Annotated in this window: 25 protein-coding genes; 10 read left to right on the top strand and 15 right to left on the bottom strand. The window is 73.1% G+C overall.

The genetic code is table 11. From position 1 onward, the window contains the following. Position 1: 1 nt before the first annotated feature. Positions 2-832 carry a dimethylargininase gene (gene ddaH, locus ACFYU9_RS09670; protein WP_389205594.1) on the bottom strand — a complete coding sequence of 277 codons (831 nt, stop codon included), beginning with the start codon at positions 830-832 and terminating at the stop codon, positions 2-4. 157 nt (positions 833-989) lie between these two features. Here ddaH and ACFYU9_RS09675 point away from each other — a divergent pair, with 157 nt between their 5' ends. Further along, a complete protein-coding gene (locus ACFYU9_RS09675; RefSeq protein WP_389343971.1) occupies positions 990-1,691 on the top strand; it encodes a TetR/AcrR family transcriptional regulator in 702 nt (233 codons plus the stop codon). A 118-nt stretch (positions 1,692-1,809) separates the two neighbouring features. Next, the gene (locus ACFYU9_RS09680) at positions 1,810-2,589 is read left to right on the top strand and encodes a bifunctional DNA primase/polymerase (protein WP_389343973.1); all 780 of its coding nucleotides are present in this window, start codon (positions 1,810-1,812) and stop codon (positions 2,587-2,589) included. A gap of 96 nt (positions 2,590-2,685) precedes the next feature. On the opposite strand, the gene ACFYU9_RS09685 is transcribed toward ACFYU9_RS09680, so the two are convergent. Genes ACFYU9_RS09685 through efeO form a run of 4 tightly spaced genes read right to left on the bottom strand, consistent with a single transcriptional unit; the run spans position 2,686 to position 7,073 of the window. Then, entirely contained in the window at positions 2,686-3,729 is a 1,044-nt protein-coding gene (locus tag ACFYU9_RS09685) for a hypothetical protein (protein WP_389343975.1), read from the bottom strand. Beyond that, positions 3,689-4,576 (bottom strand): iron uptake transporter permease EfeU, encoded by an 888-nt coding sequence (gene efeU, locus ACFYU9_RS09690; RefSeq protein ID WP_389205585.1) that lies wholly within the window; start codon positions 4,574-4,576, stop codon positions 3,689-3,691. The genes ACFYU9_RS09685 and efeU overlap by 41 nt, the downstream gene beginning before the upstream one ends. A gap of 41 nt (positions 4,577-4,617) precedes the next feature. Continuing rightward, positions 4,618-5,901: an iron uptake transporter deferrochelatase/peroxidase subunit gene (gene efeB / locus ACFYU9_RS09695; protein ID WP_389205583.1), complete on the bottom strand. Its 1,284-nt coding sequence runs from the start codon at positions 5,899-5,901 to the stop codon at positions 4,618-4,620. Positions 5,902-5,921: 20 nt separating this feature from the next. Then, positions 5,922-7,073 carry an iron uptake system protein EfeO gene (gene efeO, locus ACFYU9_RS09700; protein ID WP_389343977.1) on the bottom strand — a complete coding sequence of 384 codons (1,152 nt, stop codon included), beginning with the start codon at positions 7,071-7,073 and terminating at the stop codon, positions 5,922-5,924. 256 nt (positions 7,074-7,329) lie between these two features. Between efeO and ACFYU9_RS09705 the strand changes: the two genes are divergently transcribed. Beyond that, positions 7,330-7,992, top strand: a complete 663-nt coding sequence (locus ACFYU9_RS09705) for a PhzF family phenazine biosynthesis protein (protein ID WP_389343979.1) — start codon at positions 7,330-7,332, stop codon at positions 7,990-7,992. Here ACFYU9_RS09705 and ACFYU9_RS09710 read toward each other — a convergent pair. After that, positions 7,982-8,632: a heme oxygenase (biliverdin-producing) gene (locus tag ACFYU9_RS09710; RefSeq protein WP_389205576.1), complete on the bottom strand. Its 651-nt coding sequence runs from the start codon at positions 8,630-8,632 to the stop codon at positions 7,982-7,984. The two genes, ACFYU9_RS09705 and ACFYU9_RS09710, sit on opposite strands and share 11 nt — an antisense overlap. Positions 8,633-8,744: 112 nt before the next feature. After that, positions 8,745-9,602 carry a type I methionyl aminopeptidase gene (map, locus tag ACFYU9_RS09715; protein WP_389205574.1) on the bottom strand — a complete coding sequence of 286 codons (858 nt, stop codon included), beginning with the start codon at positions 9,600-9,602 and terminating at the stop codon, positions 8,745-8,747. A gap of 58 nt (positions 9,603-9,660) precedes the next feature. On the opposite strand from map, the gene ACFYU9_RS09720 reads away from it, so the two are divergent. Continuing rightward, positions 9,661-9,891 (top strand): hypothetical protein, encoded by a 231-nt coding sequence (locus ACFYU9_RS09720; protein ID WP_389343981.1) that lies wholly within the window; start codon positions 9,661-9,663, stop codon positions 9,889-9,891. Between the two features lie 86 nt (positions 9,892-9,977). On the opposite strand, the gene ACFYU9_RS09725 is transcribed toward ACFYU9_RS09720, so the two are convergent. Together ACFYU9_RS09725 and ACFYU9_RS09730 are read right to left on the bottom strand one after the other, a co-directional pair. After that, positions 9,978-10,682, bottom strand: coding sequence for a zf-HC2 domain-containing protein (locus ACFYU9_RS09725; RefSeq protein WP_389343983.1), 705 nt, complete (start codon positions 10,680-10,682; stop codon positions 9,978-9,980). 5 nt (positions 10,683-10,687) lie between these two features. Next, a complete protein-coding gene (locus tag ACFYU9_RS09730; RefSeq protein ID WP_389343985.1) occupies positions 10,688-11,263 on the bottom strand; it encodes an RNA polymerase sigma factor in 576 nt (191 codons plus the stop codon). 125 nt (positions 11,264-11,388) lie between these two features. Between ACFYU9_RS09730 and ACFYU9_RS09735 the strand changes: the two genes are divergently transcribed. Together ACFYU9_RS09735 and ACFYU9_RS09740 are read left to right on the top strand one after the other, a co-directional pair. Next, entirely contained in the window at positions 11,389-11,868 is a 480-nt protein-coding gene (locus tag ACFYU9_RS09735; RefSeq protein WP_389205567.1) for a cupredoxin domain-containing protein, read from the top strand. 7 nt (positions 11,869-11,875) lie between these two features. After that, a complete protein-coding gene (locus ACFYU9_RS09740; RefSeq protein WP_389205566.1) occupies positions 11,876-12,343 on the top strand; it encodes a hypothetical protein in 468 nt (155 codons plus the stop codon). On the opposite strand, the gene ACFYU9_RS09745 is transcribed toward ACFYU9_RS09740, so the two are convergent. Both ACFYU9_RS09745 and ACFYU9_RS09750 read right to left on the bottom strand, forming a co-directional pair. Further along, positions 12,340-13,605, bottom strand: coding sequence for an MFS transporter (locus tag ACFYU9_RS09745; RefSeq protein WP_389343987.1), 1,266 nt, complete (start codon positions 13,603-13,605; stop codon positions 12,340-12,342). The genes ACFYU9_RS09740 and ACFYU9_RS09745 overlap by 4 nt on opposite strands. Before the next feature lie 42 nt (positions 13,606-13,647). After that, entirely contained in the window at positions 13,648-14,253 is a 606-nt protein-coding gene (locus ACFYU9_RS09750) for a hypothetical protein (RefSeq protein WP_389205562.1), read from the bottom strand. A 101-nt stretch (positions 14,254-14,354) separates the two neighbouring features. Between ACFYU9_RS09750 and npdG the strand changes: the two genes are divergently transcribed. Together npdG and ACFYU9_RS09760 are read left to right on the top strand one after the other, a co-directional pair. Continuing rightward, positions 14,355-15,056: an NADPH-dependent F420 reductase gene (gene npdG, locus ACFYU9_RS09755; protein ID WP_389343989.1), complete on the top strand. Its 702-nt coding sequence runs from the start codon at positions 14,355-14,357 to the stop codon at positions 15,054-15,056. Positions 15,057-15,169: 113 nt separating this feature from the next. Next, a complete protein-coding gene (locus ACFYU9_RS09760) occupies positions 15,170-15,340 on the top strand; it encodes a hypothetical protein (protein WP_389205558.1) in 171 nt (56 codons plus the stop codon). Between the two features lie 17 nt (positions 15,341-15,357). On the opposite strand, the gene ACFYU9_RS09765 is transcribed toward ACFYU9_RS09760, so the two are convergent. Continuing rightward, entirely contained in the window at positions 15,358-16,152 is a 795-nt protein-coding gene (locus ACFYU9_RS09765) for a site-2 protease family protein (protein ID WP_389205556.1), read from the bottom strand. 110 nt (positions 16,153-16,262) lie between these two features. Here ACFYU9_RS09765 and ACFYU9_RS09770 point away from each other — a divergent pair, with 110 nt between their 5' ends. Next, the gene (locus tag ACFYU9_RS09770) at positions 16,263-19,661 is read left to right on the top strand and encodes a BTAD domain-containing putative transcriptional regulator (protein ID WP_389343991.1); all 3,399 of its coding nucleotides are present in this window, start codon (positions 16,263-16,265) and stop codon (positions 19,659-19,661) included. A 32-nt stretch (positions 19,662-19,693) separates the two neighbouring features. Here ACFYU9_RS09770 and ACFYU9_RS09775 read toward each other — a convergent pair whose 3' ends face one another. The 3 genes from ACFYU9_RS09775 to panB all read right to left on the bottom strand — a co-directional run bounded on the left by ACFYU9_RS09775 (position 19,694) and on the right by panB (position 22,583). After that, complete coding sequence (locus ACFYU9_RS09775) at positions 19,694-20,551, bottom strand: ABC transporter permease (protein WP_389205552.1); 858 nt, start codon at positions 20,549-20,551, stop codon at positions 19,694-19,696. Next, positions 20,548-21,561, bottom strand: a complete 1,014-nt coding sequence (locus tag ACFYU9_RS09780; protein ID WP_389343993.1) for an ATP-binding cassette domain-containing protein — start codon at positions 21,559-21,561, stop codon at positions 20,548-20,550. The genes ACFYU9_RS09775 and ACFYU9_RS09780 overlap by 4 nt, the downstream gene beginning before the upstream one ends. A 158-nt stretch (positions 21,562-21,719) precedes the next feature. After that, entirely contained in the window at positions 21,720-22,583 is an 864-nt protein-coding gene (gene panB, locus ACFYU9_RS09785; RefSeq protein WP_030314175.1) for a 3-methyl-2-oxobutanoate hydroxymethyltransferase, read from the bottom strand. 203 nt (positions 22,584-22,786) lie between these two features. Here panB and ACFYU9_RS09790 point away from each other — a divergent pair, with 203 nt between their 5' ends. Further along, positions 22,787-24,373 carry an MFS transporter gene (locus tag ACFYU9_RS09790; RefSeq protein WP_389205547.1) on the top strand — a complete coding sequence of 529 codons (1,587 nt, stop codon included), beginning with the start codon at positions 22,787-22,789 and terminating at the stop codon, positions 24,371-24,373. Positions 24,374-24,385: the final 12 nt, after the last annotated feature.

A 24,385-nucleotide genomic window follows, 5' to 3' on the forward strand; every position in this document is an offset into this window, starting at 1 on the left:
ACTAGGGCCGCAGCTCCTGGGTGCAGCACTTCACGCTGCCGCCGCCCTTGAGCAGCTCGCTCAGGTCCATCCCGAGCGGCTCGAAGCCGCGTTCGCGCAGCGGCTGGAACAGGCCCACGGCCGCCTGCGGGAGCAGCACGTGCCGGCCGTCGCTCACCGCGTTCAGGCCGAGCACGGCGGCGTCCTCCTCCTCGACGCGCAGGGCGTCGGGGAACAGCCGCTCCAGGACGGAACGGCTGCCGGGGGAGAAGGCGGCGGGGTGGTACATGATCTCGTCGCGGGCGTCGTCCAGGACGCACAGCGCCGTGTCCAGGTGGTAGTAGCGCGGGTCCACCAGCTCCAGGCCGATCACCGGGCGGCCGAAGAACTCCTGGGCCTCGTCGAGCGCGAGCGGGCTGGACCGGAAGCCGCGGCCGGCCAGGATCCAGGACGAGGTCACGGCGAAGTCGCCCTCGCCCTCGTTGACGTGTTCGGGCACCCGGACGTCCGGGTCCGGGTAACCGTTCCTGCGGAACCAGTCCAGGTGCGCCGCCGCCTCGTCCGAACGCTCCGGATGGGCGAACCTGGCGCCGAGCACCCGGCCGTCCACCACGGTCGCGCCGTTCGCGGCGAAGACCATGTCGGGCAGGCCCGGGACCGGTTCGAGCAGCTCGACGGTGTGGCCGAGCGACCGGTACCGCTCGCGCAGGTCCTCCCACTGCGCGAGGGCGAGCGGCAGGTCGACCGGCTTCGTGGGATCCATCCAGGGGTTGATGGAGTACGTCACCTTGAAGTGCGTGGGTGGGCACATCAGATAACGGCGGGGCGAGGCATCGCGCGGGGTGGGGCGCAAAGAAGGCTCCTCTACGGTCGCTGAGCGGATCGCTGGATGCTGATCGTCGATGCCATGGTCCGCTTTCCGGAGGTTCCGCGCAGTGGACCGTTCGGGTGGTTCGGATGAAAAACGCGTGGCGAGACGGTACGTCTCGGGGTCCTGGTACGGTCACGGCATGACCGACTCCAGGACGACCGGCTCCAGGGCAACCGGCTCCAGAACGCCCGATTCCACGGCGCCCGATTCCGCGGCGTCCGACGCCAAGGCGCCCGACGCCTCCCGCCGCAGCGAACGCTCCCGCCGCGCCATCCACGCCGCCGCGCTCGACCTCGTCGCCGAGGTCGGCTACGCCAGGACGACCGTCGAGGGCATCGCCGCCCGGGCCGGCGTCGGCAAGCAGACCATCTACCGCTGGTGGCCCGCCAACTCCAAGGCCGCCGTCCTCATGGAGGCGTTCCTCGACCTCGCGGAGCGGACCGCCGAGGCGGCCGGCGGCGACGCCGGAGGTGAGATCCCCGACACCGGCGACCTCGCCGCCGACCTCCGGCAGGTGCTCCGCGCCACCGTCGACGAACTCGCCGACCCCGCCTTCGACCGGACCACCCGCGCGCTGACCGCCGAGGGCGTCATCGACCCCGCGCTCGGCGCCGAGTTCACCGCCAAGCTGCTCGAACCCCAGCTCCAGACGTGCGTGCGGCGCATCGAGGCCGCCCAGGCGGCCGGCGACATCGACCCGGACGCCGACCCGCGGATCGCCGTCGAACTGCTCGTCGGCCCCCTCCACCACCGCTGGCTGCACCGCACCCTGCCGCTCACCCACGCCTACGCCGACGCCCTCGTCGACCACGCGCTGCGCGGACTCTCGCCGCGGAAGTGAGCGGTTCGCCCGACCCGGTTCCCGACTCCGGTCACCCGGGGCCCAGGATGGTGGGACCATGGAGAGCCGGCCGGGCGAACCCCGGCCGACCGGGCACGCATGAGGTGTGAGGGGATAGATGGGCGACGGCATCGGCCGCTACCGCGGCACGGAGAGCAAACTCGCGCAGTGGCTGCGCAGGCGCCCCAAGCGGACCGCGGCCGACGCCGAGAACGACCGCGAGAAGCTGCTCCTGGCCGTCGCCGCCGCCGGACTGCCGCTCGCCCCCGCCGCGTACCCCGTCGGCTACCGCTGTTCCTGTGAGCGGATCGGCTGTCCCACCCCCGCCCGGCACCCGGTCTCCTTCGCCTGGCAGACCCAGTCGACCACCGACCGCGCCCAGATCGAGCGCTGGGCCCGCAGCCAGCCCGAGGCGAACTTCATCACCGCCACCGGCATGGTCCACGACGTGCTCGACGTACCGCTGCCCGCCGGCCGCGCCGCCCTGGAGCGGCTGCTCGCCGAGGGCGTGGACGTCGGCCCGGTCGCCGTCGCCGGCGTCGCCGAGGGCCGGCCCGACGAGGGCCGCATGCACTTCTTCACCGCCACCCGCGGCACCCCCGAGGACGAGGACGAGTGGTGGCCGTGCGAGCTGGACTGCCATCCCGAGACCATGGACGAGCATCCGGGCCTGCGCTGGCACTGCCGCGGCTCCTACGTCCTCGTCCCGCCGTCCCGGCTCCCCGGTGACGAGGGCGTCCAGCCCGTCATCGGCTGGCTGCGCGGCCCCGAACACCCGCTGCCCGAGCCGCTGAACCTCCTGGAGGCGCTCACCGACGCCTGCGCCCGGCACGCGGCCGCGCAGGCGGAGCAGGGCGAGCCCGCGGACCACGAGGTCGCCTGGCCGCTCAGCCGCTGACGCCCGGCGCCTTCCTGCGAGGGGCTCACGGCACTCGGCGCGACGGGCTTTGCGCTGGAAGGGCCTCCGGCGCGAGAGGCCTCCTGCGGGACCGGCCTACGAGCCCTCGGCCGCCGTCACGCCCTGCAGCCGGCTCAGGACCTCGGCCTTGTCGCTGCTCACGAGGACCGTCTGGCTCGACACCCACCGCTTGGTGACCGTGCTCTTCACCTCGCCGGTCAGCAGCGCCTTCACGTCCGGGCCGACCTTCGGCCGGTAGCCGGGCGCGGCCGTCTGCCGCTCGAAGTAGCGGGTGGCGAAGAAGACGAGGGCGCCGCCGTCCTCGGTGGCGAGCGCGAGGGGCGCGAAGTGCGCGCGGGACTCGGCCTGGTCGGCGTACTGGGTGACGAGCCCGGGCCGGTTGGCCGCCTTCTTGCGCTCGGCGCGCCACTCGGTGGTGTGCGGTCCGGGCGCGAACGGCCCCGGCTGCCCGTCCTTGAGGAACGACACGTACCGCTCGCCGAGGTCCTTCGGCGCGACCGCGAGCCCGGTGGCGCCGGCGGCGACCGGCACCGCGTACCCCGCCTCCCGCTTCAGGGCGGGGATGCGGTCAGGGCCGAGGATCGACAGATAGGCGGCCTGCCACGGCTGGGCGGCGCCGTCGCGCACGAAGACCAGCACCCAGCGGGTGTCGGCCGGGCCGCTGTCGGTGTCCCGGTTGGAGTCGGTGTCGGCGACGAACCAGCGCGGCCAGCCGGCCTCGCGCGGTATCGCGAACTTCGCGTCGGTGAGTTCCAGCGGCCGGTGGTTCGGGTTGCCGCCCGGGTTCGTCAGATGGCGCGACCTCAGACCCGCCTGGTTGATCTCGCCGAACGCGCCGGTGACCCGGCCCGCGTCGCGGGTCGGGTCGTACGCCTGGTCGGCGGCGTTGAAGGCGGCCGTGAAGTCCTTGAGGGCCTGCTGGGCCTCGGCCGGGGTGGCGGCCGGGATCAGCGCCTGCTCGCCGTGCACGGTCACACAGCCGCTCGCGGTCAGCGCGAGGAGCGCGGCCGTCGCGGCCGCGAGGAACGTGCGCGGGCGGGCCGGTCGTACCGGCCGGCCCGTCGCGCGGACGAGGGTGTCAGCCGGTCGCCTCGGCCCGGTTCGCCTGAGCCTTCTCATCGGTCTCGGTCGTCGCCTTCTGCTTCGCCAGCCGCTTGGACGGACCCGACCCTATCGGGGCCAGGAAGATCAGCAGCGTCGGGATCAGATAGAGCGCCCACACCGTGACCTGGAGGACGGTCGGGTCGGGCTGGAAGTTGAACACGCCCTTGAGGAGCGTGCCGTACCAGCTGTCCGGCGGGATGGTCGCCGAGATGTCGAAGGCCTTGTTCGCCAGGCCGGGCAGGAAGTCCGCCTCCTGGAGGTCGTGCACGCCGTACGCGAGCACGCCCGCGGCGACCACGACCAGCATCCCGCCGGTCCAGGTGAAGAACTTCGCCAGGTTGATCTTCAGCGCGCCCCGGTAGAACAGCCAGCCGAGGAGCACCGCCGTGAGCAGGCCCAGGACCACGCCGATCAGCGGCCCGTGGGTGCCGTCCGAGGAGGCCCGCACCGACGCCCACACGAACAGCGCCGTCTCCAGGCCCTCGCGGCCGACCGCGAGGAACGCCGTCGCCACGAGCGCGCCCGTGCCCATCTGCAGGGCCGCGTCCAGCTTGCCGTGCAGCTCGGTCTTCAGGTGCCGGGCGGTCCGCCGCATCCAGAAGACCATCCAGGTCACCAGGCCCACGGCGAGGATCGACAGCGAGCCGCCGAGCGCCTCCTGCGCCGCGAAGGTCAGCTCCTGCGAGCCGAAGGTCAGGCCGGCGCCGAAGGCGAGCGCGAGCCCGACGGCGACGCCGATGCCGATCCAGATCGGCCGCAGGGCGTCCTTGCGGCCCGTCTTCACCAGGTACGCGATGAGGATGCAGACGACGAGGCTCGCCTCGAGCCCTTCGCGCAGGCCGATCAGATAGTTGCCGAACACGTCGGAATCTCCTTACTTCGTTCCGCAGCTTCGTTGCGCGATCACGCGAACAGCTCCCGGCCCCACCAGTCGTCCTTGCCGCGGACGCCCGGCGGAACCGCGAAGATCGCCGAACCGACGTGCTGGGTGTACTCGTTGAGCGCGTCATGGCGGGCCAGCTGGGTCTGCACCGGGATGAAGCCGGAGCGGACGTCGCGCTGGTACGCCAGGAAGAACAGGCCCGTCTCCAGGCGGCCGAGGCCGTCCGTGCCGTCCGTGAAGGAGTAGCCGCGGCGCAGGATGGTGGCGCCGCCGTTGGAGTCGGGGTGCGCGAGGCGCACGTGCGACGTCGGCTTCATCGCCTTCAGGAACGGCGCGTCGTGCTCCTTGGCCTTGCCGGCCGGGGCGCCCTCCTTCTTGTCCCGGCCGAAGACGTCCTCCTGCTCGGCCAGCGAGGTGCGGTCCCAGGTCTCGACGTTCATCCGGATCCGGCGGGCCACCAGGTACGAGCCGCCGTCCAGCCAGGAGGCCGCGCCCGCGGCGTCCTTGCCGGACACCCACACGAACTTGTCGAGGCGGTCGGTCTCGGTGCCGGCGATGTTGCGGGTGCCGTCCTTGAAGCCGAACAGGTTGCGCGGGGTCTGGGCGTCCGGGGTCGTCGAGGACGTCTTGCCGAAGCCGAGCTGGGACCAGCGCACCGCGACCTTGCCGAAGCCGATCCGGGCCAGGTTGCGGATGGCGTGCACGGCGACCTGCGGGTCGTCGGCACACGCCTGGATGCAGATGTCGCCGTTGCTGCGCGCCGGGTCGAGGTTGTCGCCGGGGAACTTGGGCAGGTCGACGAGGGCGGCGGGGCGCTTGCCGGCGAGGCCGAAGCGGCCGTCGAAGAGGGACGGGCCGAAGCCGATGGTGAGGGTGAGCCGGGACGGCTTGAGGCCGAGCGCCTCGCCGGTGTCGTCCGGCGGGGCCTCCGGGAGGCCGCCGTAGGCGCCCTCGCCGACCTCGTGACCGGCCGTCATGCGCTCGGCGGCGCGCGTCCAGTCCTTCAGGAGCTGGACCAGCTCGGCGCGGTCCTTCGTCTTCACGTCGAAGGCGGCGAAGTGCAGCCGGTCCTGGACGGCGGTGGCGATGCCGGCCTGGTGGGCGCCGTGGAACGGCACGGCCGAGCCGGAGTCGGCGACGGTCGCGGTGTCGTCGTCGCGGCCCCGGGTCAGGGCGACGGCGCCGCCGGCGGCGGCGGCGCCGAGCGCCAGGCCGGCCCCGCCCCAGCCGATGACGGCGCGGCGGGACGGCGAGGTGGCGCCGGTGCCCTCGGAGACCTGCTCGTTCTCGGTGTTGTCGCTCATGCTGGTGTACCCCCCTGGGCTTACTTCGCGACCGCGGCGGCGAGCTTGGAGAGCGGCTCGGCGAGCGCGTTGACGGCGTCCGACAGCTCCTTGCGCTGCTCCTTGCCGACCTTCTCGTACGAGGTGAAGACGTACGTGCTCTTGTCCGTGCGGTACTTGTCGAGGAGCGTGTTCAGGGCGGCGAACTGCTTGTCCAGCTCGGCGGCCAGCTTGGGGTCGTTCTTCTGCGCGACCGGCTTGAGCAGGTCGAAGGACTTCTGCGCGCCCTCGACGTTGCCCTTGAAGTCGACGAGGTCGGTGTGGGAGTAGCGCTCCTCCTCACCGGTGACCTTGCCGGTGGCGACCTCGTCCAGGAGCTCCTTGGCGCCGTTGGCCATGGAGGTCGGGGTGATCTCGGCCGTGCCGACCCGCTTCTGCCAGTCCGCCAGGTCCTTGTCGAGGAGGTCGGCGAGCTGCTTGTCGCGGTCGGTGATCTTCTTGTCCTGCCACAGCGCCTTCTCCAGGCGGTGCCAGCCGGTCCAGTCCTTCACCGGGTCCTGGCCGGCCTCCAGGCCGTCCTCGCGGACGTCGACCTTCGGGTCGATGTCGCCGAAGGACTCGGCGACCGGCTCGGTGCGCTCCCAGCCGATGCGGGACTCGGCGTACGCCTTCTTGGCGGCCTCGACGTCACCGGCGCGGACGGCGTCGGTGAACACCTTCACCTTCGGCATCGTCTCGTCGGCCTGCGCCTGCACGTACTGCCGGTAGGCGGCGACGGCCGCGTCCAGCTCCGGCGAGCGCCTGGCGGCGCCGGCACCGGTGGCGGTGACCTTCTGCTTGATGCCGTCGCCCTTCATGCCGGGCTTGCACGCGATCTCGTAGTCACCGGCCTTGATCTCGGCGGTGATGGTCGCCTTGGTGCCCGGGCCGATGTTCTCGCGCTCGGCGACGATCCGCTCGTCCGGGTAGAGGACGTAGACCTCGGTCACCTTCGAGCCGCGGTTCTCCACGTTCAGCTTGAGGTGGCCGGCCGGGAAGTCCTTCTTCGAGACCTCGCAGGAGTCGTCCTTGGCGATGACCTGGACCCCGCCGTCCTCCGACTTCGCGTCGCTCTTCTGCGTGCAGCCCGTGACGGCGGCCAGGGTCGCCGCGGCAGCGGCGGCGGTGACGACGGACAGACGGACGGCTCGCATGCGGTGCTCCACTCGGGGGACGGGTGCGGGGACGGGGTGAGGCGGACCTAACTTAACCGAGGCTTACCTCAGCAATACCCGCGCGTCCAGTGATTCAGCTCTCAAGCAGGCCGGGCCGGACACGGGGCGGTCACGATGCCCTCATGGAGACATCACGGCTTGGTCAAGGGATGGTAAAGCAGTGCGATTTGCCCCGCTTTCAGTTACGTGTGAGTAGCCCCGGCGGGGCGCGGCGACTGGATGGTTGAATTCCGGCATGAACACGACTGACATCGACGTCCTGCGGGTCTTCTGCGCCGGCGACGGCCGGTACGGCAACAGGCTCGGGGTCGTACGGGAGGCGCGCGGGTTCGCCGACGAGGCGGTGCGGCAGGCGCTGGCCAAGGAACTCGGGTTCAGCGAGACCGTGTTCGTGGACGATCCGGAGCTGGGGGTCGTGGACATCTACACGCCCGGGCTCAGGCTGCCGTTCGCCGGGCACCCGCTCGTCGGGGCCGCGTGGCTGCTCGATCTGGAGGTCGTCAACCCGCCCGCCGGCGAGGTGTGGGTGCGCGGGGACGGGGAGTTCACCTGGATCGAGGCGCGGGCCGAGTGGGCGCCGCCGCGGACGCTGCGGCGGTTCGCGACGGCCGCCGAGGTGGAGGCGCTGGACGTTCCGGAGCCCGGCGAGTGGATCTACGCCTGGGCGTGGGAGGACGAGGCCGCCGGGCGGATCCGGGCGCGGGCGTTTCCCGGGCGCGGGGACGGGATCGACGAGGACGAGGCCACCGGCGCGGCGGCGCTGCTGCTCACCGCCGAGCTGGGGCGCGCGCTCAACATCACCCAGGGCCGCGGCTCGCAGCTGCTCACCGCCCCCGGCCCCGACGGGATCGTGGAACTCGGGGGACGGGTGAGGCTCGAAGGAACGATCACGCGCTGAGCGGGAACTCCCCGGCCAGCTCCCGGAACACCGCCCCGTTGAAGTCGAACGCCCGCTTGCACTCGTCGACGATCCGCTGCTTCTCCAGGTCGTCCGCGTCCACCGCGTCGAGCAGCTCCCGGTACGTCCGCTTGAAGGCCGCCGGGTTCTCGATCGCCTCGAACACGTAGAACCGCACGCCGTCGCCCTTGCGCGCGAAGCCCCAGGTCCGCTCCGCGCGGTCGCGGATGATCTGACCGCCCGACAGGTCGCCCAGATAGCGCGTGTAGTGGTGGGCCACATAGCCCGCCGGCCAGTCGCGGGCGCATTCGGCGACCCGCGCCGCGTACGCCTGCGTCGCCGGCAGCGGCGACAGCCCCGCCCGCCAGTCGGCGCCCCGCAGATGCGCGAGGTCCTGCTCCAGGGCGGCCGTGCGGAACAGCTCCGGCCGTATGAAGGGACCCGCGACCGGGTCGGACGCCAGCGCCGCCGCGCCGTCCTCCAGGGCCCGGTACACGAACCACAGCTGCTCCGTGTAGCGCGCGTAGGCGCCGACGTCGAGCCGGCCGCCGAGCAGGTCGCTCATGAACGTCGACGTCTCCGCCTCCGTGTGCTGCTCGTGCGAGGCGGTGCGGATCAGCGTGGAGAAGGGCGTGTCCAAGGCGTGCCTCCGGGGCGGGTAGGGGCCGGTCGGGTGCCGGGAACCGTGAGCGCCCGGACACGACGCACTGGTTCCCGACAGCCTGTCGGTAAAACGCTACCCCTTCGGCGGGTCAGGGCAACGTAAGGATGTCCGCCCCGGTCTCCGTCACCACGAGCGTGTGCTCGAACTGCGCCGTCCGCTTCCGGTCCTTCGTGACCACGGTCCAGCCGTCGTCCCACATGTCGTACTCGTGCGTGCCCAGCGTCAGCATCGGCTCGATCGTGAACGTCATGCCCGGCTGGATCACCGTCGTGTGGTGCGGGGAGTCGTAGTGCGGAATGATCAGCCCGGAATGGAAGGACGAGTTGATGCCGTGCCCCGTGAAGTCCCGGACGACGCCGTAGCCGAAGCGCTTGGCGTACGACTCGATGACCCGGCCGATGATGTTGACCTGGCGGCCCGGCTTGACCGCCTTGATCGCCCGGTTCAGGGACTCCCGGGTCCGCTCGACGAGCAGCCGGGACTCCTCGTCGACGTCACCGCACAGATAGGTGGCGTTGTTGTCGCCGTGGACCCCGCCGATGAACGCGGTCACGTCCAGGTTCACGATGTCGCCGTCCCGCAGGACGGTCGAGTCGGGGATGCCGTGACAGATGACCTCGTTGACGGACGTGCACAGCGACTTCGGGAAGCCGCGGTAGCCGAGCGTGGACGGGTACGCGCCGTGGTCGCACAGGAACTCGTGGGCGACCCGGTCCAGCTCGTCCGTGGTCACGCCCGGCGCGATGTGCTTGGCGGCCTCCGCCATCGCCTGCGCGGCGAGGCGGCCGGCGGTCCGCATCCGCTCGATGGTCTCGGCGTCCTGCACCTCGGGCCCCGTGTACGGGGTGGGCGCGGGCTTGCCGACGTACTCCGGGCGGCGGATGGACCCCGGAACGGAACGGTGGGGGGACAGCTCCCCCGGTACGAGAAGCGACTGGCCAGACATGTCAGCGAGTCTAACGACCGCGTCTGGGGCAGCATGGTGACGGAGGAAGGAGCCGAGGATGGCCCTGTTCAAGAGGCGGACGACCGGCAAGCCCGGCGAGTGGTTCTACTGCCTGGAGCACAAGAAGGTCGAGGAAGGGCCCGAGTGCCCGGCGAAGAACCGGTTCGGCCCCTACGCCAGCCGCGAGGAGGCCGCCCACGCCATGCAGACGGCCCAGGAGCGGAACCTGGAGTGGGACACCGACCCGAAGTGGCACGACCGCGCGGGCAAGGACGAGTCCACGGAGTGACCGCCCGGGCCTGGGCGTCCCAGGGCCTGTCCGGCGGATCATGGCCGGGGCCGCGGCCTGTCCGACCCTGATCCGCCGGACAGGCCCTAGGCGAAGCGGGCCGTGGCCAGGACCGTTCCCTCCGGGCCCAGCAGGCGGGCGCCGGTCACCGTCGTCGTGTCGACACCGGCCGGCGCGCCCCAGTACCCGTAGCCGTTCCTCAGCGCGAACGAGCCCACCTGCACCGTCGCCCCGCCGGCCTGGACGAGCTCACAGCGGACCGGCCCGCGGCTCGCCCCCTCCAGGTCGACGGACATGTACACCCAGCCCCCGCCGCCGGGGTGCGCGTAGATCCGGCCCACCTCGTGGCCGCCGGACACCAGTGCCGCCTCCCGCAGGCCCGCCGTGTGCTGAGACACCGCCGCCGGCGCGCCCTCCACGACCGCCGAGCCGATCGCCCAGCCGCCGAAGCCGCAGGCCACCGCCGCGGCCGCGCCCACCGCCGCGAGCCGCAGCCGCAGCCCGCGCCGCTTCCTCGCGGACGTGCCCGCCGGCGCCGCGCCGAGCGCCCGCACCACCCGGGACTCGAAGCCGACCGGCGGCTCGGCGCCCGGCAGCAGCGCGAGCAGCCCGTCCTCGACGGCCGTCAGCCGCTCCACGTGCTCCCGGCACTCCGGGCAGTGGTCCAGATGCGCGACCGCCTCGGCCCGCTCACGGGCCGGCAGCACGCCGAGGGCCAGCTCGGCGGCCAGCTCCCGCAGCCGCTCGCACTCCATGCCGCCCATGCCGCCCGTGCCGTCCGTGCCGCTCACCGCCGTCACCTCCCCTCCGCCGGTTCGAGGAGCGCCCGTACCTTGATCGTCCCGGTCCGGATCCGGGTCTTCGCCGTGCCCAGCGGCACGCCCTCGGCCTCCGCGATCTCGCGCGCCGTCATCCCGTAGATCCCGGCCATCACCAGCGCCCGCGCCTGCTCCCGGGGCAGCTCCGCCACCGCCCGCCGGACCCGCTCCGCGCTGTCGTCGGCGAGCGCCCGCCGCTCCGGCGTCTCGGTCACCGAGCCGAGCAGCGTCTCCAGGTCCTCCGGGGCGACGGGGCTCGGACGCCGGGCCCGCACCGTGTCGATCGCCAGGTTGTGCGCGATGGCCGTCAGCCAGGCCCGTACGGAGCCGCGCCGCGGGTCGTACATCTGGGCGTGCCGCCAGGCCCGCTCGAAGGTCTGCTGGGCGACGTCCTCGGCGAGCTGCCGATCGCCGACCACGGCGACGGCCACACCGAAGACCGTGCGCTGGAAACGGCGCACGAAAGCGACGGCCAGTTCGGGATCGCCCGTCGTCAGACCGCTGAGCAGTGCCTCGTCGGGTACCCGCCCGAGAAAAAGGCCCATGCGCCACATGTCAGGGATACGGTTCGCCGTCCGGAAGGGATTGCCCCCTCGGGTCCCCATTGTCCGCCCGCGCGCAATCCCTGGCCCCGGCTGGTCCGTATCCCCTTCCAGGGGGCGAACCGGAGGACCGACTCATGGCAAGCGTACGAACCGCACGCAACGGCAAGCGACTGGTGCTCGGCGTGGCCGCGGGCGGGCTGACCGCCCTGCTCGCCGCCTGCGGAGGCGGAGGCGGAGGCAACGGCGGCGGCAGCACCACGACCCCGCCCCCGTCGACGTCCGGCGCGGGGACCCAGGTCACGGCGGAGCTGACCGACTTCCACATCAAGCTCTCGACGCAGAAGTTCCCGGCCGGCACCTACACCTTCACCGCGAAGAACATGGGCAAGCACGTCCACGGTCTGGAGATCGAGGGCAACGGCGCCGAGAACCGCAGCAAGGACGTCTCGCCGGGCCAGTCCACCACCCTCACGGTCACGCTGAAGGACGGCACGTACGAGGTCTACTGCCCGGTCGACGGACACAAGGACCTCGGCATGAAGACCAGCATCACGGTCGGCGGAGCGGCCCCGGCGCCGGCCACGAACAACCCGTCCCCGACCGGCGGCTACTGAGCCCGCCATGACCACCGCCTCCGCCATGACCACGAACGGAGCCGCCACGCGGCTCGTCCTGCGCCTGGCCGGCGCGGGCCTGACGGCGGCCATGGCCGCGATCCATCTGCGGCTGTGGGCCGAGGGCTACCGGGACCTCGCCACCATCGGCCCGCTCTTCCTGCTGAACGGCATCGTCGGCATCCTGCTCGCCGTCGCGCTGCTCGCCACGCCCGTGCGCCGGCTCGGGCCGCTCGCCGCCGTCACCGCGCTCTTCACGGCCGGCACGCTCGGCGCGCTCTTCCTGAGCCTCACCACGGGCCTGTTCGGCTTCGACGAGTCGATCGACGCGGAGCTGGTCCGCCCGGCCCTGTACGTCGAGATCGCGGGCGTGGCGGTCCTGACCACCCTGGCGGTGGCCTCCCTGAGCCACCACGATCGCGAAGAGCGTCGCGAGGAACGTGGCGACGAGCGTCGCGACGAGCCGAAACGCTAGGCCGGGGCCGCCGCCCGCTGTGCCTTGCGCGCCAGCGCGTCCTCGTCCGTCCCGGCGTCGTACGCGAGCAGCTTCGGCAGCGCCAGGCACAGCAGCCCGACCGAGGCCACGCAGGCGAGACCGCCCGACCAGACCGCGGCCCGGGTGCCGGTCCAGCCGGCCAGGGTGCCGGCCCGGACCTGGCCGAGCTGCGGGCCCACGCCGTACGAGATGAGCTCGATGCCCGCGAGCCGGCCGCGCAGCTCCTCCGGGATGGTCTGGTTCCAGATGGTGGAGCGCCCGAGGCCGCTCAGCATGTCGCCCGCGCCGGCCACGCCCAGGCACAGCAGCACCAGCCACACGTTCCCGAACCAGCCGGCCGCGGCGATCGCCGCGCCCCACAGCGTGGCCCCGGCCACCACCAGCAGCCCGTGCCGCCGCACCCGCGAGGTCCAGCCGCTGGTCAGGCCGAGGACCAGCGAGCCGACCGAGCCGGCCGCGTACATCAGGCCGAGCGCCCAGGGGGCGTCCAGCTCGTCGGCGAGGAACGGGAAGATCGTGTTCGGGAACGCGAAGAACATCGCGGCCAGGTCGATCGCGTACGTGCCGAGCAGCACCGGCCGCGACCACGCGTACCGCGCGCCCTGCGCGATCCCGCGCAGCGACGGCTTGTCGGCGTCGTGCGCGGCCGGCGCGGGCGAGAGGCCCCGGCACATCAGCACGGTCACGACGCAGCCCGCCGCCGTCACCGCGTAGGCGGCCGCGTGCCCGGCGTACGCCACGACGAGGCCCGCGAGCGCGGGACCGGCGACGGAGCCCAGCTGCCAGCGCAGCGCGTTCAGCGCCGAGGCGGCCGTCTGCTGCTCGTGCGGCACGATCCGGGCGAGCAGCGAGTCGATGGCGGGCCGCTGCAGCCCGGCGAGGGCCGACACCCCGGCGGCGACCACGTACAGCGGCCACAGCAGCGGCTCGGGCAACAGCGCGTTCAGGAGCAGGACCAGGGCGAGCAGCCCGAAGGCCGCCTCGGTCGCCATGATGACCTTGCGCCGGTCGACGGCGTCGGCGAGTGCCCCTCCGTACAGCCCGAACACCACCAGCGGGACGAGCTCCACCGCTCCCATCACACCGACCGCCAACGGCGAGTCGGTGAGGTCCTTGATCTGCAGCGGCAGCGCCACCAGCGCCATGTAGCCGACGAAGACGGCGACGAGCCCCTGCGCCCAGAGGCGCCGGAAGTCACGGGACGAGCGCCAGGGGGCGAGATCGGGGAGGAGGCGTTTCACGAGGTCTCATGCTGAGCGGGGCGCATGCCCCGGGCAACCGAATTACCAGCGCGGCGGAGGAGGCGCCGTCAGCCGGTCGGCGAGCCGGGACAGCCGGTCGCGGAAGCGCGGCCGGCCGCGGGGCGCCGGCGGCAGGCAGTTCTCTCCGGTCGCCGCGCTCACCAGGTGCTGCACCGTGTCCAGGTCGACCTCCGCGTCCGCCGCCACCGTCAGCACCTCGTGCGCCAGACCGCCCAGCTCCGGGTCGCCGCTGTCCAGGGACAGCACCGTCGCCCCCGCCCGCCGGGCGTCGTGGACCCGCTCCAGCAGCCCCGCGTCCGGCCGCGACGGCGCCACCATCAGCAGCGTCGCCCCGCGCCCCGCCGACTCGATCCGCCCGAGCCCGACGGCCAGGTGCGGCGGGTCGCCGGGCCGCGCCCGGTGGCGTACGAGGGTGGGCGCGAGCTCCGGGCGGCCGGACCAGGCGGACTCGTCGACCAGGTGCGCGGCCAGGTGCCACGGCTCGTACTCCGCCGTGCCGACCAGGAGCAGTCCGCCGCCGTGCGACACGACCGAGGAGCGGAGCGAGCCCGCGAAGCGGCGGGCGGCCGCGGGCCACTGGGTACCGGCGAGCACTTCGCGCAGCAGCGCGACACGTACGGCGTCCATGGCCCCGGATGGTGCCCGAGCGCCGCTCGCCCCGTCAGCGGTTCGGCGCGGACTCACCCGCACGGGTTCCGGTGACCCGACCGGCCAGTAATGTCGGGGCCATGACTTCCTCCAACACCGCCCCCACCGCTCCGAAGGACCCCTGGGACCTCCCGGACGTCTCCGGGCTCGTCGTCGGCGTCCTCGGCGGCACCGGCGACCAGGGCCGCGGCCTCGCCTACCGGCTCGCCAAGGCCGGCCAGCAGGTGATCATCGGCTCGCGCGCCGCCGACCGCGCCCAGGCCGCGGCAGCGGAGCTCGGCCTCGGCGTCGAGGGCGCCGACAACGCCGAGTGCGCCCGGCGCAGCGACATCGTGATCGTCGCCGTGCCGTGGGACGGCCACGCCAAGACGCTGGAGTCGCTGCGCGAGGACCTGGCCGGCAAGCTCGTCGTCGACTGCGTGAACCCGCTCGGCTTCGACAAGAAGGGCGCCTACGCGCTCAAGCCGGAGGAGGGCTCGGCCGCCGAGCAGGCCGCCGCGCTGCTGCCGGACTCGCGGGTCACCGCCGCCTTCCACCACCTGTCGGCGGTGCTCCTCCAGGACGCCTCGATCGAAGAGATCGACACCGACGTGATGGTCCTCGGCGAGGTCCGGGCCGACGTGGAGATCGTCCAGGCCCTGGCCGGCCGCATCCCCGGCATGCGCGGCGTCTTCGCGGGCCGGCTGCGCAACGCCCACCAGGTGGAGTCGCTCGTCGCCAACCTGATCTCGGTGAACCGCCGCTACAAGGCGCACGCCGGCCTGCGCGTCACCGACGTCTGAGCCGAGGCCCGAGCCGAGGCCCGAGCCGACGTCCGAGCCGGTCCCGGTCGCCGGGAGGGCATGGGGGACACTGGACGGGCACATCGCCCGTAACCGGACAGGAGCCGACCCCCATGCCCCGCCTCGCCCTCTACGCCCTGGTCGTCTGCGTGCTCGCCGTCGCCGCGGCCGTCATCTCCTTCGTCCAGGGCAGCTTCCTCGGCATCGTCTGGGTGCTGCTGGCGGGCCTGTCCTCCAACATGGCCTGGTACTACATCAAGCGCGGCCGCATCCAGCAGGGCTAGACGCGGCCGGACGCGGCTCAGGCCCGGCAGAACTCCGGGGCCGACTCCCAGAAGCGGTACAGCGTCGAACCGCAGTAGCGCGACAGCTCCGGCACGCCCAGCGCCTGCATCAGCGCGTCGACCCCGTCGAAGAAGGCGTTGTTGACCGCCGGGACGAACAGCAGCGCCATCACGATGAAGAAGCCGTACGGCGCGTACGGCGCGATCTGCCGCTTGATGCCGTACGACAGCCAGGGCTCGACCACGCCGTAGCCGTCCAGGCCCGGCACCGGCAGCAGGTTCAGGAGCGCCGCCGTGACCTGGAGGAACGCCAGGAAGGCGAGCGCGAACTGGAAGGCGCGCGGCACCCCGTCGAGCGCGTGCAGCCAGAACGGGGCCGTGCAGACGACGGCGAACAGCACGTTCGCCAGCGGGCCCGCGGCCGAGATGAGGCTGTGCTTCCAGCGGCCGTGCACCCGGCTGCGGTCGATGAAGACCGCGCCGCCGGGCAGACCGATGCCGCCGAGCATCACGAAGAGCACCGGCAGCACGATGCTCAGCACGGCGTGCGTGTACGCCAGCGGGTTCAGGGTCAGATAGCCGCGCGCGCCCACGGTGATGTCGCCGCCGTGCAGCGCGGTGCGGGCGTGCGCGTACTCGTGCAGACACAGCGAGACGACCCACGCCGAGGTCACGAAGAGGAAGACGGCGAGCCCCGTCGAGGTGGCGAAGCCGGTCCACACGGCCCAGCCGGTGACGGCCATGACCGCGAGGATCGCCAGGAAGACGGGGCTGATCCGCCGCTCGTCGTGGCGATGGGTGGTCGTGGACATGGCCTGCTCCTGGAAACCGGGGTCGGGTGTGCGGGAAACGTACCGGGCGGGGCCCGGGTTCCTGACGGGGGTCCCGGCCACGGCGGTGATCCTTCACGGAGAATGGGCCCGTGCGCTACTCCGTTCTCGGCCCGGCCCGGGTCCACACGTCAGAAGGCACCGCCGTCGCCGCCGGCGGGCCGCGGGTGCGCGCGCTGCTCACCGTGCTCGCGCTGCGCGCCGGGTGGGCGGTGCCGGTGGCGGTGCTCGTCGACGAGGTGTGGGGCGCCGAGCCGCCGGCCGACGCCGTCGCCGCGCTCCAGGCCCTGGTGGGCCGGCTGCGCCGGGCCCTCGGCCACGACCGGGTGCTCTCCACCGACGGCGGCTACCGGCTGGCGGCCGAGCCCGACGACGTCGACGCCCACCGCTTCGTGCGGCTCGCGGCCGAGGGCGTACGGGAGCTGGACGCGGGCCGGCCGGAGCGCGCGGCCGGGCTGCTCGACGAGGCGCTCGCGCTCTGGCACGGCCCGGCCCTCGCCGACCTGCCCGACCGGGAGGCCGAGGCCGCCCGCTGGGAGGCCCGCCGGCGCGACGCCCGCCGGGCCAGGCTCGCCGCCGCGCTCGCGCTGGGCGAGGCGGCCGCGGTGCTGCCCGAACTGGACGCGCTGTGCGCCGGCCACCCGCTCGACGAGCCGCTGCAGGCCCTGCGGATCCGGGCGCTGCGCGACACCGGCCGGCCGTCCGAGGCGCTCGCCGCGTACGAGGCGGTCCGGCGCGCCCTCGCCGAACGGCTCGGCACCGACCCGGCGCCCGAACTGCAGTCCCTGCACGCCGAGTTGCTGGCCGCTCCGGCCACCCCGCACACCACCCGGCACACCACCGGGCCCACGGCCGGGCCCACGGCCGGGCCCACGGCCGGGATCGCGGCCGGGACCGCGGCCGGAACCGCGGCGGCCGGCAATCTGCGCGCCCGGCTCACCAGCTTCGTCGGCCGCGAGGACGACATCTCCGCCCTCCGCGACGGCCTGCGCGCCCACCGCCTGGTCACCCTCCTCGGCCCCGGCGGCGCCGGCAAGACCCGCCTCTCGCAGGAGGCCGCCGAACGCGCCGCCGCACCCGCCGCCGGACCCTTGGGGAGCGGGCCGTGGCCCGACGGCGTCTGGCTCGTCGAGCTGGCCCCCGTCACCGACCCGGAGGCCGTCGTCGAGGCCGTCCTCACCGCCCTCGGCGCCCGCGAGACGGTGCTGCGCGGCGCCGGCGCCGACGAACTGCGCTTGGGCGAGGACCCGGACCGCACCGGCCGCCTCGTCGAACACTGCGCCGGCCGCCGGCTGCTGCTCCTCCTCGACAACTGCGAGCACGTCGTGGGCGCGGCCGCCGAGCTGGCCGAGACGCTGCTCGCCCGCTGCCCCGGTGTCACCGTCCTCGCCACCAGCCGCGAGCCGCTGGGCGTCCCCGGCGAGGTGCTGCACCCGCTCGGCCCGCTGCCGCGGGAGACGGCGCTGCGGCTGCTCGGCGAGCGTGGCGCGGCTGTGCGTCCCGGTTTCCGGGTCGATGACGACCCCGAGGCCGCGGCGGAGATCGTCCGCCGTCTCGACGGCCTGCCGCTGGCCATCGAGCTGGCGGCCGCTCGGCTGCGGATGCTCACCGCGCGTCAGATCGCCGACCGGCTCGACGACCGTTTCCGGCTCCTCACTTCGGGCGCGCGGACGGTGCTGCCCCGGCAGCAGACGCTGCGTGCGGTCGTCGACTGGTCCTGGGACCTCCTGGACGAGGGCGAGCGGGCGGTGCTGCGGCGTCTGGCGGTGTTCACGGGCGGCTGTGACCTGGAGGCGGCGGAGGCGGTGTGCGGTGAGCCGGGGGAGGGCGACGGTGTCCTCGATCTGCTCGGTTCGCTGGTCGACAAGTCGCTCGTCGTCGCCACCGAGGCCGGGTCGGAGGCAGGGACCCGGTTCGGCACCGCCATGCGCTACCGGCTCCTGGAGACCGTCGCCGAGTACGCCTCCGAGCGGCTCGACGAGGCCGGGGACCGGCCGGCCGCCGAGCGGCGCCACCTCACCCACTACCGGGAACTCGCCCGCCTCACCGACCCCGAACTGCGCACCGGGCGGCAGGTCGCCGCCGTCGCGAAGTTCGGGGCGGAGTACGGAAACCTGCGGACCGCGCTGCGCACCGCCGTCCGGCTGCGGGACGAGCACGAGGGCCTGGTCCTGGTGCACGCGCTGCTCTGGTACTGGAACATGCGCGACCTGCGGACCGACGCGCTGCACTGGGCCGAGGCCGTCTCGGCGCTCGGGCCCGATCCGTTCCTGCCGCCCACGGCCCCCGTCGTACCGCTGTACGAGCCGGTCACGGCCGCGCCGCCGCCGCTCACCGAGGAGCAGCTGTGGGAGGCCAGGCGCGGCGTGCGGCTCATCGAGCTGCTGAACATGGACCACGAGACCGGGCGGTGGACGACCCCGACGGGGATCGAGCGGCTGCGGCTGATCACCCGGGTGTATCAGCCGGGACTGCCGCAGACCTGCCGACTGCCCGGCTCCTTCACCGTCTTCGCGGTCCTGCTCATCGGCGAGCCCGGCCGGATGCGCGAGGCCCTCGACGCGAACGTGGACGCCTGCCGCCGCTACGGCTACGAGTGGGAGCTGGCCAACGGGCTGCAGCTGCGCGCCAACCTCCTCGCCAACCGCGCCGACTGGGCGCGCGGCGCGGCCGAGGACGCCGACGAGGCCCTCGGTATCTTCGTGCGCCTCGACGACGCCTGGGGCGCGGCCGAGGCGCTGTCCTCGCGGGCCGAGGCACGGGAGCGGCGCCTCGAATTCGAGGGCGCGGCCGAGGACTTCGCGGCGGCCATCGAGTACGCGCGGCGGATCGGCGCCCAGTCCCAGATGGCGCTGCTGCGCGCCCGCTACGCGGACATGCTGGTGGAGACCGGCGACCGGGAGGAGGCGGAGCGGATCCTGCGCGAGGTCGTGGACGGCGAGCACGGCCGCGGCCACGAGCCGATGCTGGCGGCCCGGATCTTCCTCGCGTCGCTGCTCGCCCGCACCGGCCGCCCGGCGGAGGCGCGGGTCCATCTGCTGCGGCTGCTCGACGACTTCGCGTCGGAGACCTTCTCGATCTTCGAGGGCTTCACGCTCGGCAGCCTGGGCTGGGTGGACAATCTGGAGGGCGAGTACGCCGCCGGGTTCGAGGCGGGGCGGTCGGCGTTCCGGCGCTCGCTCGGCCCGCTGTCGCTGATGGTGGCCCCGGAGATGCCGGCCTTCCATCTGGTGATCTGCGCCTGGTCGCTGGCCGGCCTCGGCGGCCGCCCGGCGGCCCGGACCGCGGCCGTGCTGCTCGGCGCGTACGAGGGGCTGCTGCCGCCCGCACATCAGCGGCGGCCGGCGGAGCTGGAGATCCTGGAGCGCGCGACCGGGATGGCCCGGGCCGCGCTCGGCGACGACGCCGACTTCGAGGCCGCGTACGCCGAGGGCGGCGGCCTCTCCCTTGAGGAGGCCGCCGCCCTGCTCGAACGCGCCGACGCGATCTGAGGCGCGCCGAGTCCTGAGCGCCCCTGCGCCGGTCAGGTCTTCTTGCGGAACTTGGACACCGCGAGCGGCGCCATGACCACGGTGATGCCGGCGGCCCAGGCGAGCGTCATGAACGCCGAGTGGGCGACCGGGCCGCCGGTGATCAGACCGCGGGCGGCGTCGGCGAGGTTGGACAGCGGGTTGTAGTCGGTGAAGGTCTGCAGCCAGCCGGGCATCGTGGTCGGCTTGGCGAAGATCGACGAACCGAACTGCAGCGGCATCAGCACGAGCATCGCCATCCCCTGGACGGCCTGGGCCGTCTTCATGGTCAGACCGAGCAGGATGAAGATCCACATCAGGGCGGCGCCGAAGACCATCGACAGGCCGATCGCGGCGAAGAGGCCGAGGACCGAGGTGTGGATCTCCAGGCCGAGCAGGAAGCCCATGGCCAGCAGGATCGTGGTGGCGATCAGCATGCGGCCGATCTCGACGACGATCTTCGCGATGAGGACCGAGGAGCGGGCGATCGGCATGGTCCGGAACCGGTCCATGACGCCCTTCTTGAAGTCGTCGTTGATGCCGGTGCCGACGCCCATCGCGATGTTCATGCCCATCATGGCCATCAGGCCGGGCACCAGGTAGTTCACATAGGCGGACTGGTTGCCCTTGCCGGCCATCGCGCCGCCGAAGACGTACGTGAACAGCAGGATGAAGATGATCGGCATCAGGACGGCGTCGAACATCGACTCCGGGTCCTGCTTGATCTGGAGGGCGTTGCGCCGGGCCAGGGCGCCGATGTGGCGCAGGTTGGCCCGCAGGCCGATCCGGCCGTCGGCGGAGGCCGCGGCCCGCCGGTCGGGTGCCGGGGCCGAGGAGCCGACGGGGGGCTGGGACAGGGTGGTGGTGCTCATGCGGCGACCTCCTGGGCCATCGTGTCGCGGACGCCGTCGTCGGTGGTCGTCTTCTCGCCCGTGATGGCGAGGAACACCTCGTCGAGGCTGGGCAGGTGGGTGCCGATGTGGGCGATGCCGAAGCCGCGGGCGCCGAACAGGCCCACGACGGCGGTCAGCTGCTCGTCGCTGAGGATCGGCACGTACAGCAGGCCCTCGTCGGGCACCACGGTCGCGCCCGCGACGCCGTCGAGGCCCGCCTCGCGCAGCGCGGCGGCCATCGCGGCCAGGTCGGCCGGGACGGCCGGGCGGACCTGGAGGGTGCGGCCGCCGACCTTCGCCTTGAGCTCGTCGACCCCGCCCCGGGCGATGACCCGGCCGCGGTCGATGACGGTCAGCTCGCTCGCGAGCTGCTCCGCCTCCTCCATGTACTGGGTGGTGAGCAGCACGGTCGCGCCCTCGGCGACCATCCGCTGGACCTCGTCCCACACCTCGTTGCGGGTGCGCGGGTCGAGACCGGTGGTGGGCTCGTCCAGGTAGAGCACGGCGGGCCGGCCGATCATGGAGGCGGCCAGGTCGAGCCGGCGCCTCATGCCGCCGGAGTAGTTCATGGCCGGGCGCTTGGCGGCCTCGGTGAGCGAGAAGCGCTCCAGGAGCTCGTCGGCGCGGGTGCGGGCGTCCTTGCGGGAGAGGTCGAGCAGCCGCCCGATCATGTAGAGGTTCTCCCGGCCGGACAGCTTCTCGTCGACCGAGGCGTACTGGCCGGTGAGGCCGATGGTGCGGCGCAGCTGGCGGGGCTGGCGCACCACGTCGTAGCCGGCCACGGTGGCGGTCCCGGCGTCCGGGACGATCAGGGTGGACAGGCAGCGGACGAGGGTGGTCTTGCCGGCGCCGTTGGGGCCGAGGACCCCGAGCACCGTGCCCTCACGGACGTCCAGGTCGACCCCGTCGAGGGCCTTGGTCGCGCCGAAGTGCTTCACGAGGCCCCGGACCTCGACGGCGTTGGTGGTTGATCGCGTCATGTCCACCATGGAACAGGCCGCCACCGACAGCGCACCGACAAGCGGCCGACAGCGCCGCCGACGGACGCCGACAGCCCGCCGACGGACACCAGCCGACGGACACCCGCGGACGGCGGCAGCCCGCCGACGGGGGACGGTCGGCGGGCTGCGCGTGGTGCCGGTGGTGGCTAGTGGAAGGTGTGCTCCTCGGCGGGGAACGCCCCGCCGCTGACGTCCTCCGCGAAGGCGCGGGCGGCGTCGCCGAGCGTCTCGCGCAGGTTGGCGTACTGCTTGGTGAAGCGCGGCACCTTGCCGCCGGTCAGGCCGGCCATGTCGGTCCAGACGAGGACCTGGGCGTCGGTGCCGGCACCGGCGCCGATGCCGATGGTCGGGATGTGCAGGGAGCGGGTCACCTCGGCGGCCAGTTCGGCCGGGACCAGCTCCAGGACGACGGCGAAGGCGCCCGCGTCCTGGGCCGCCTTGGCGTCGCGCAGCAGCTTGTGCGCGGCCTCGTCGCTGCGGCCCTGCACCCGGTAGCCCATGGTGTTGACGGACTGCGGGGTCAGGCCGAGGTGGGACATGACCGGGATGCCGGCCTGGACGAGCAGTTCGGTCTGCGGCAGCGAGCGCTCGCCGCCCTCCAGCTTGATGGCGCCGACGCCGGCGTCCTTGACGAGCCGGGTGGCGTTGCGCAGGGCCTGGACGGGCCCTTCCTGGTACGAGCCGAAGGGCAGGTCGCCGACGACGAGGGCGCGCTTGGTGCCCCGTACGACGGCGGCGGAGAGCAGCGTCATCTCGTCCATCGTGACGGGCACGGTGGTGTCGTAGCCGAGATGGCAGTTGCCCATGGAGTCGCCGACGAGGATCACCGGGATGCCGGCCTCGTCGAAGACGGAGGCGGTCATGGCGTCGTAGGCGGTGAGCATGGGCCACTTCTCGCCGCGGGTCTTGGCGGCGGCGATGTCGTGGACGGTGATGCGGCGGGTGCCCTTGCCGCCGTACAGCGCCTTGCTGCTGTCGGCGGGCGGTTTCTGGGCAGCCTGAAGCGTCATGGTGAACGGCTCCTCTGTGTCATCTCGAGGCGCCCTGTGGCGTCCCCGGACCACATCCATGGTGGCACTTCGCCCGGCGGACGGGGAAGTCGGGCGCGCGAGTCGGCGCGAGTGGCGCTGTTCACACGCCCGCAACGTAAAGACTCCGTCAGCTCTTTCGATACGAGACGGTCTCGTATCGAAATGGGGCTACGCTGAGCGACATGTCTCAGCCGTCCTCCGTGCACCACCGCCGTCGCTGGGCGATCCTCGGCGTGCTCATGCTCAGCCTGTTGATCGTCGTCCTCGACAACTCGATCCTCAACGTCGCCGTCAAGACCATCGCCAGCCCCGCCCCCACCGGCATCGGCGCCACCCAGAGCGAGCTGGAGTGGGCGATCAACTCCTACACGCTCGTCTTTGCCGGCCTGCTCTTCACCTCCGGCCTGCTCGGCGACCGGCTCGGCCGCAAGAAGATCCTGCTCTTCGGCATCGTCGTCTTCGGCCTCGGCTCCGCGCTCGCCGCCCAGTCCGGCTCGCCGGGCGAGCTCATCGCCTACCGGGCCGTGATGGGCTTCGGCGCCGCGTTCGTCATGCCGGCCACGCTCGCCGTGCTCATGAACGTCTTCGAGCGCGAGGAGCAGCCCAAGGCCATCGGCATCTGGGCCGGCGGCGTCGGCCTCGCCATCGCCATCGGCCCGATCACCGGCGGCCTGCTCCTGGAGCACTTCTGGTGGGGCTCGATCTTCCTGGTCAACGTGCCCATAGGCCTGCTCGCGCTCGCCCTGATGATCTGGCTGGTCCCCGACTCCAAGGACCCGAAGCCCGGCCGCATCGACCTGCCCGGCGTGCTGCTCTCCGTCCTCGGTCTCGTGCTCCTCGTGTACGGCATCATCCGCGGCGGCGAGCTGGCCAGCTTCACGGACGTCACCGTGCTCGCCCCGGCGCTCGGCGGTCTCGCCGTCCTGGCCGGATTCGTCCTGTACGAGAAGCGCAGCGCGCACCCGGCGCTCGACGTCTCCTACTTCCGCAAGCCCGCGTTCTCGGCCGCCGTCGCCGCCATCGCGCTGACCTTCTTCGCCCTCATGGGCGTGACCTTCTTCTCCGCGTTCTACCTGCAGAGCGTCCGCGGCTACAGCGCGCTCCAGTCCGGCCTGCTGATCCTGCCGCTCGCCGTCGCCCAGATGATCTTCGCGCCGCGGGCCCGGCTCGTCGTCGAGCGCTTCGGCGTGAAGGCCGTGTGCACCGCCGGCATGATCGCCGTCGCCGTCGGCCTGGGCGCCTTCGCCTTCTTCGAGGCCGACACCCCGCTGTGGATCCTGGAGGTCGTCTTCTTCCTCCAGGGCGCGGGCATGGCGCACATCATGACCCCGGTCACCGTCGCCGTGATGCAGGCGCTGCCCCGCGAGAAGGCCGGCTCCGGCTCCGCCATCAACAACACCTTCCGGCAGGTCGGCGGCGCGCTCGGCGTGGCCGTCCTCGGCTCCGTCCTGTCCACCACCTACCGCGGCGAGATCGAGAAGCACCTCGGCGCGCTCCCGGCGGGCGCCCGCGACGCGGCCGGCGAGTCCATCGAGGCCACCCTCGCCGTCGCCGAGAAGATCGGCCCGGCCGGCCGCGCCCTCGTCGCCCCCGCGCACGAGGCCTTCCTCGACGCCATGCACGTCACCGCCCTCGGCTCGGCCTCGGTCGCGGTCATCGGCGCGATCGTCGTCGCCCTCTTCCTGCCCGGCCGCGCCCCGGCCGCGCCGGCCGCGGACGCCGCCGTTCCGGGCAGCCGCGAGGAAGCGGGAGAATCGGTGACGAGGTAACCACGGACAGGC

Origin of the sequence: Streptomyces sp. NPDC004327, from assembly GCF_042873935.1 — a bacterium.
GTDB lineage: Bacteria > Actinomycetota > Actinomycetes > Streptomycetales > Streptomycetaceae > Streptomyces.

Coding starts and splice junctions, on each gene's coding strand:
- panB (WP_030314175.1), bottom strand. CDS start 22,583: ATGACGCTTCAGGCTGCCCAGAAACCGCCCGCCGACAGCAGCAAGGCG.
- efeO (WP_389343977.1), bottom strand. CDS start 7,073: ATGCGAGCCGTCCGTCTGTCCGTCGTCACCGCCGCCGCTGCCGCGGCG.
- ACFYU9_RS09705 (WP_389343979.1), top strand. CDS start 7,330: ATGAACACGACTGACATCGACGTCCTGCGGGTCTTCTGCGCCGGCGAC.
- map (WP_389205574.1), bottom strand. CDS start 9,602: ATGTCTGGCCAGTCGCTTCTCGTACCGGGGGAGCTGTCCCCCCACCGT.
- ACFYU9_RS09790 (WP_389205547.1), top strand. CDS start 22,787: ATGTCTCAGCCGTCCTCCGTGCACCACCGCCGTCGCTGGGCGATCCTC.
- ACFYU9_RS09720 (WP_389343981.1), top strand. CDS start 9,661: ATGGCCCTGTTCAAGAGGCGGACGACCGGCAAGCCCGGCGAGTGGTTC.
- ACFYU9_RS09675 (WP_389343971.1), top strand. CDS start 990: ATGACCGACTCCAGGACGACCGGCTCCAGGGCAACCGGCTCCAGAACG.
- ACFYU9_RS09685 (WP_389343975.1), bottom strand. CDS start 3,729: ATGAGAAGGCTCAGGCGAACCGGGCCGAGGCGACCGGCTGACACCCTC.
- ACFYU9_RS09735 (WP_389205567.1), top strand. CDS start 11,389: ATGGCAAGCGTACGAACCGCACGCAACGGCAAGCGACTGGTGCTCGGC.
- ACFYU9_RS09760 (WP_389205558.1), top strand. CDS start 15,170: ATGCCCCGCCTCGCCCTCTACGCCCTGGTCGTCTGCGTGCTCGCCGTC.
- ACFYU9_RS09740 (WP_389205566.1), top strand. CDS start 11,876: ATGACCACCGCCTCCGCCATGACCACGAACGGAGCCGCCACGCGGCTC.
- npdG (WP_389343989.1), top strand. CDS start 14,355: ATGACTTCCTCCAACACCGCCCCCACCGCTCCGAAGGACCCCTGGGAC.
- ACFYU9_RS09730 (WP_389343985.1), bottom strand. CDS start 11,263: ATGTGGCGCATGGGCCTTTTTCTCGGGCGGGTACCCGACGAGGCACTG.
- ACFYU9_RS09765 (WP_389205556.1), bottom strand. CDS start 16,152: ATGTCCACGACCACCCATCGCCACGACGAGCGGCGGATCAGCCCCGTC.
- ACFYU9_RS09780 (WP_389343993.1), bottom strand. CDS start 21,561: ATGGTGGACATGACGCGATCAACCACCAACGCCGTCGAGGTCCGGGGC.
- ACFYU9_RS09750 (WP_389205562.1), bottom strand. CDS start 14,253: ATGGACGCCGTACGTGTCGCGCTGCTGCGCGAAGTGCTCGCCGGTACC.
- efeB (WP_389205583.1), bottom strand. CDS start 5,901: ATGAGCGACAACACCGAGAACGAGCAGGTCTCCGAGGGCACCGGCGCC.
- ACFYU9_RS09775 (WP_389205552.1), bottom strand. CDS start 20,551: ATGAGCACCACCACCCTGTCCCAGCCCCCCGTCGGCTCCTCGGCCCCG.
- ACFYU9_RS09680 (WP_389343973.1), top strand. CDS start 1,810: ATGGGCGACGGCATCGGCCGCTACCGCGGCACGGAGAGCAAACTCGCG.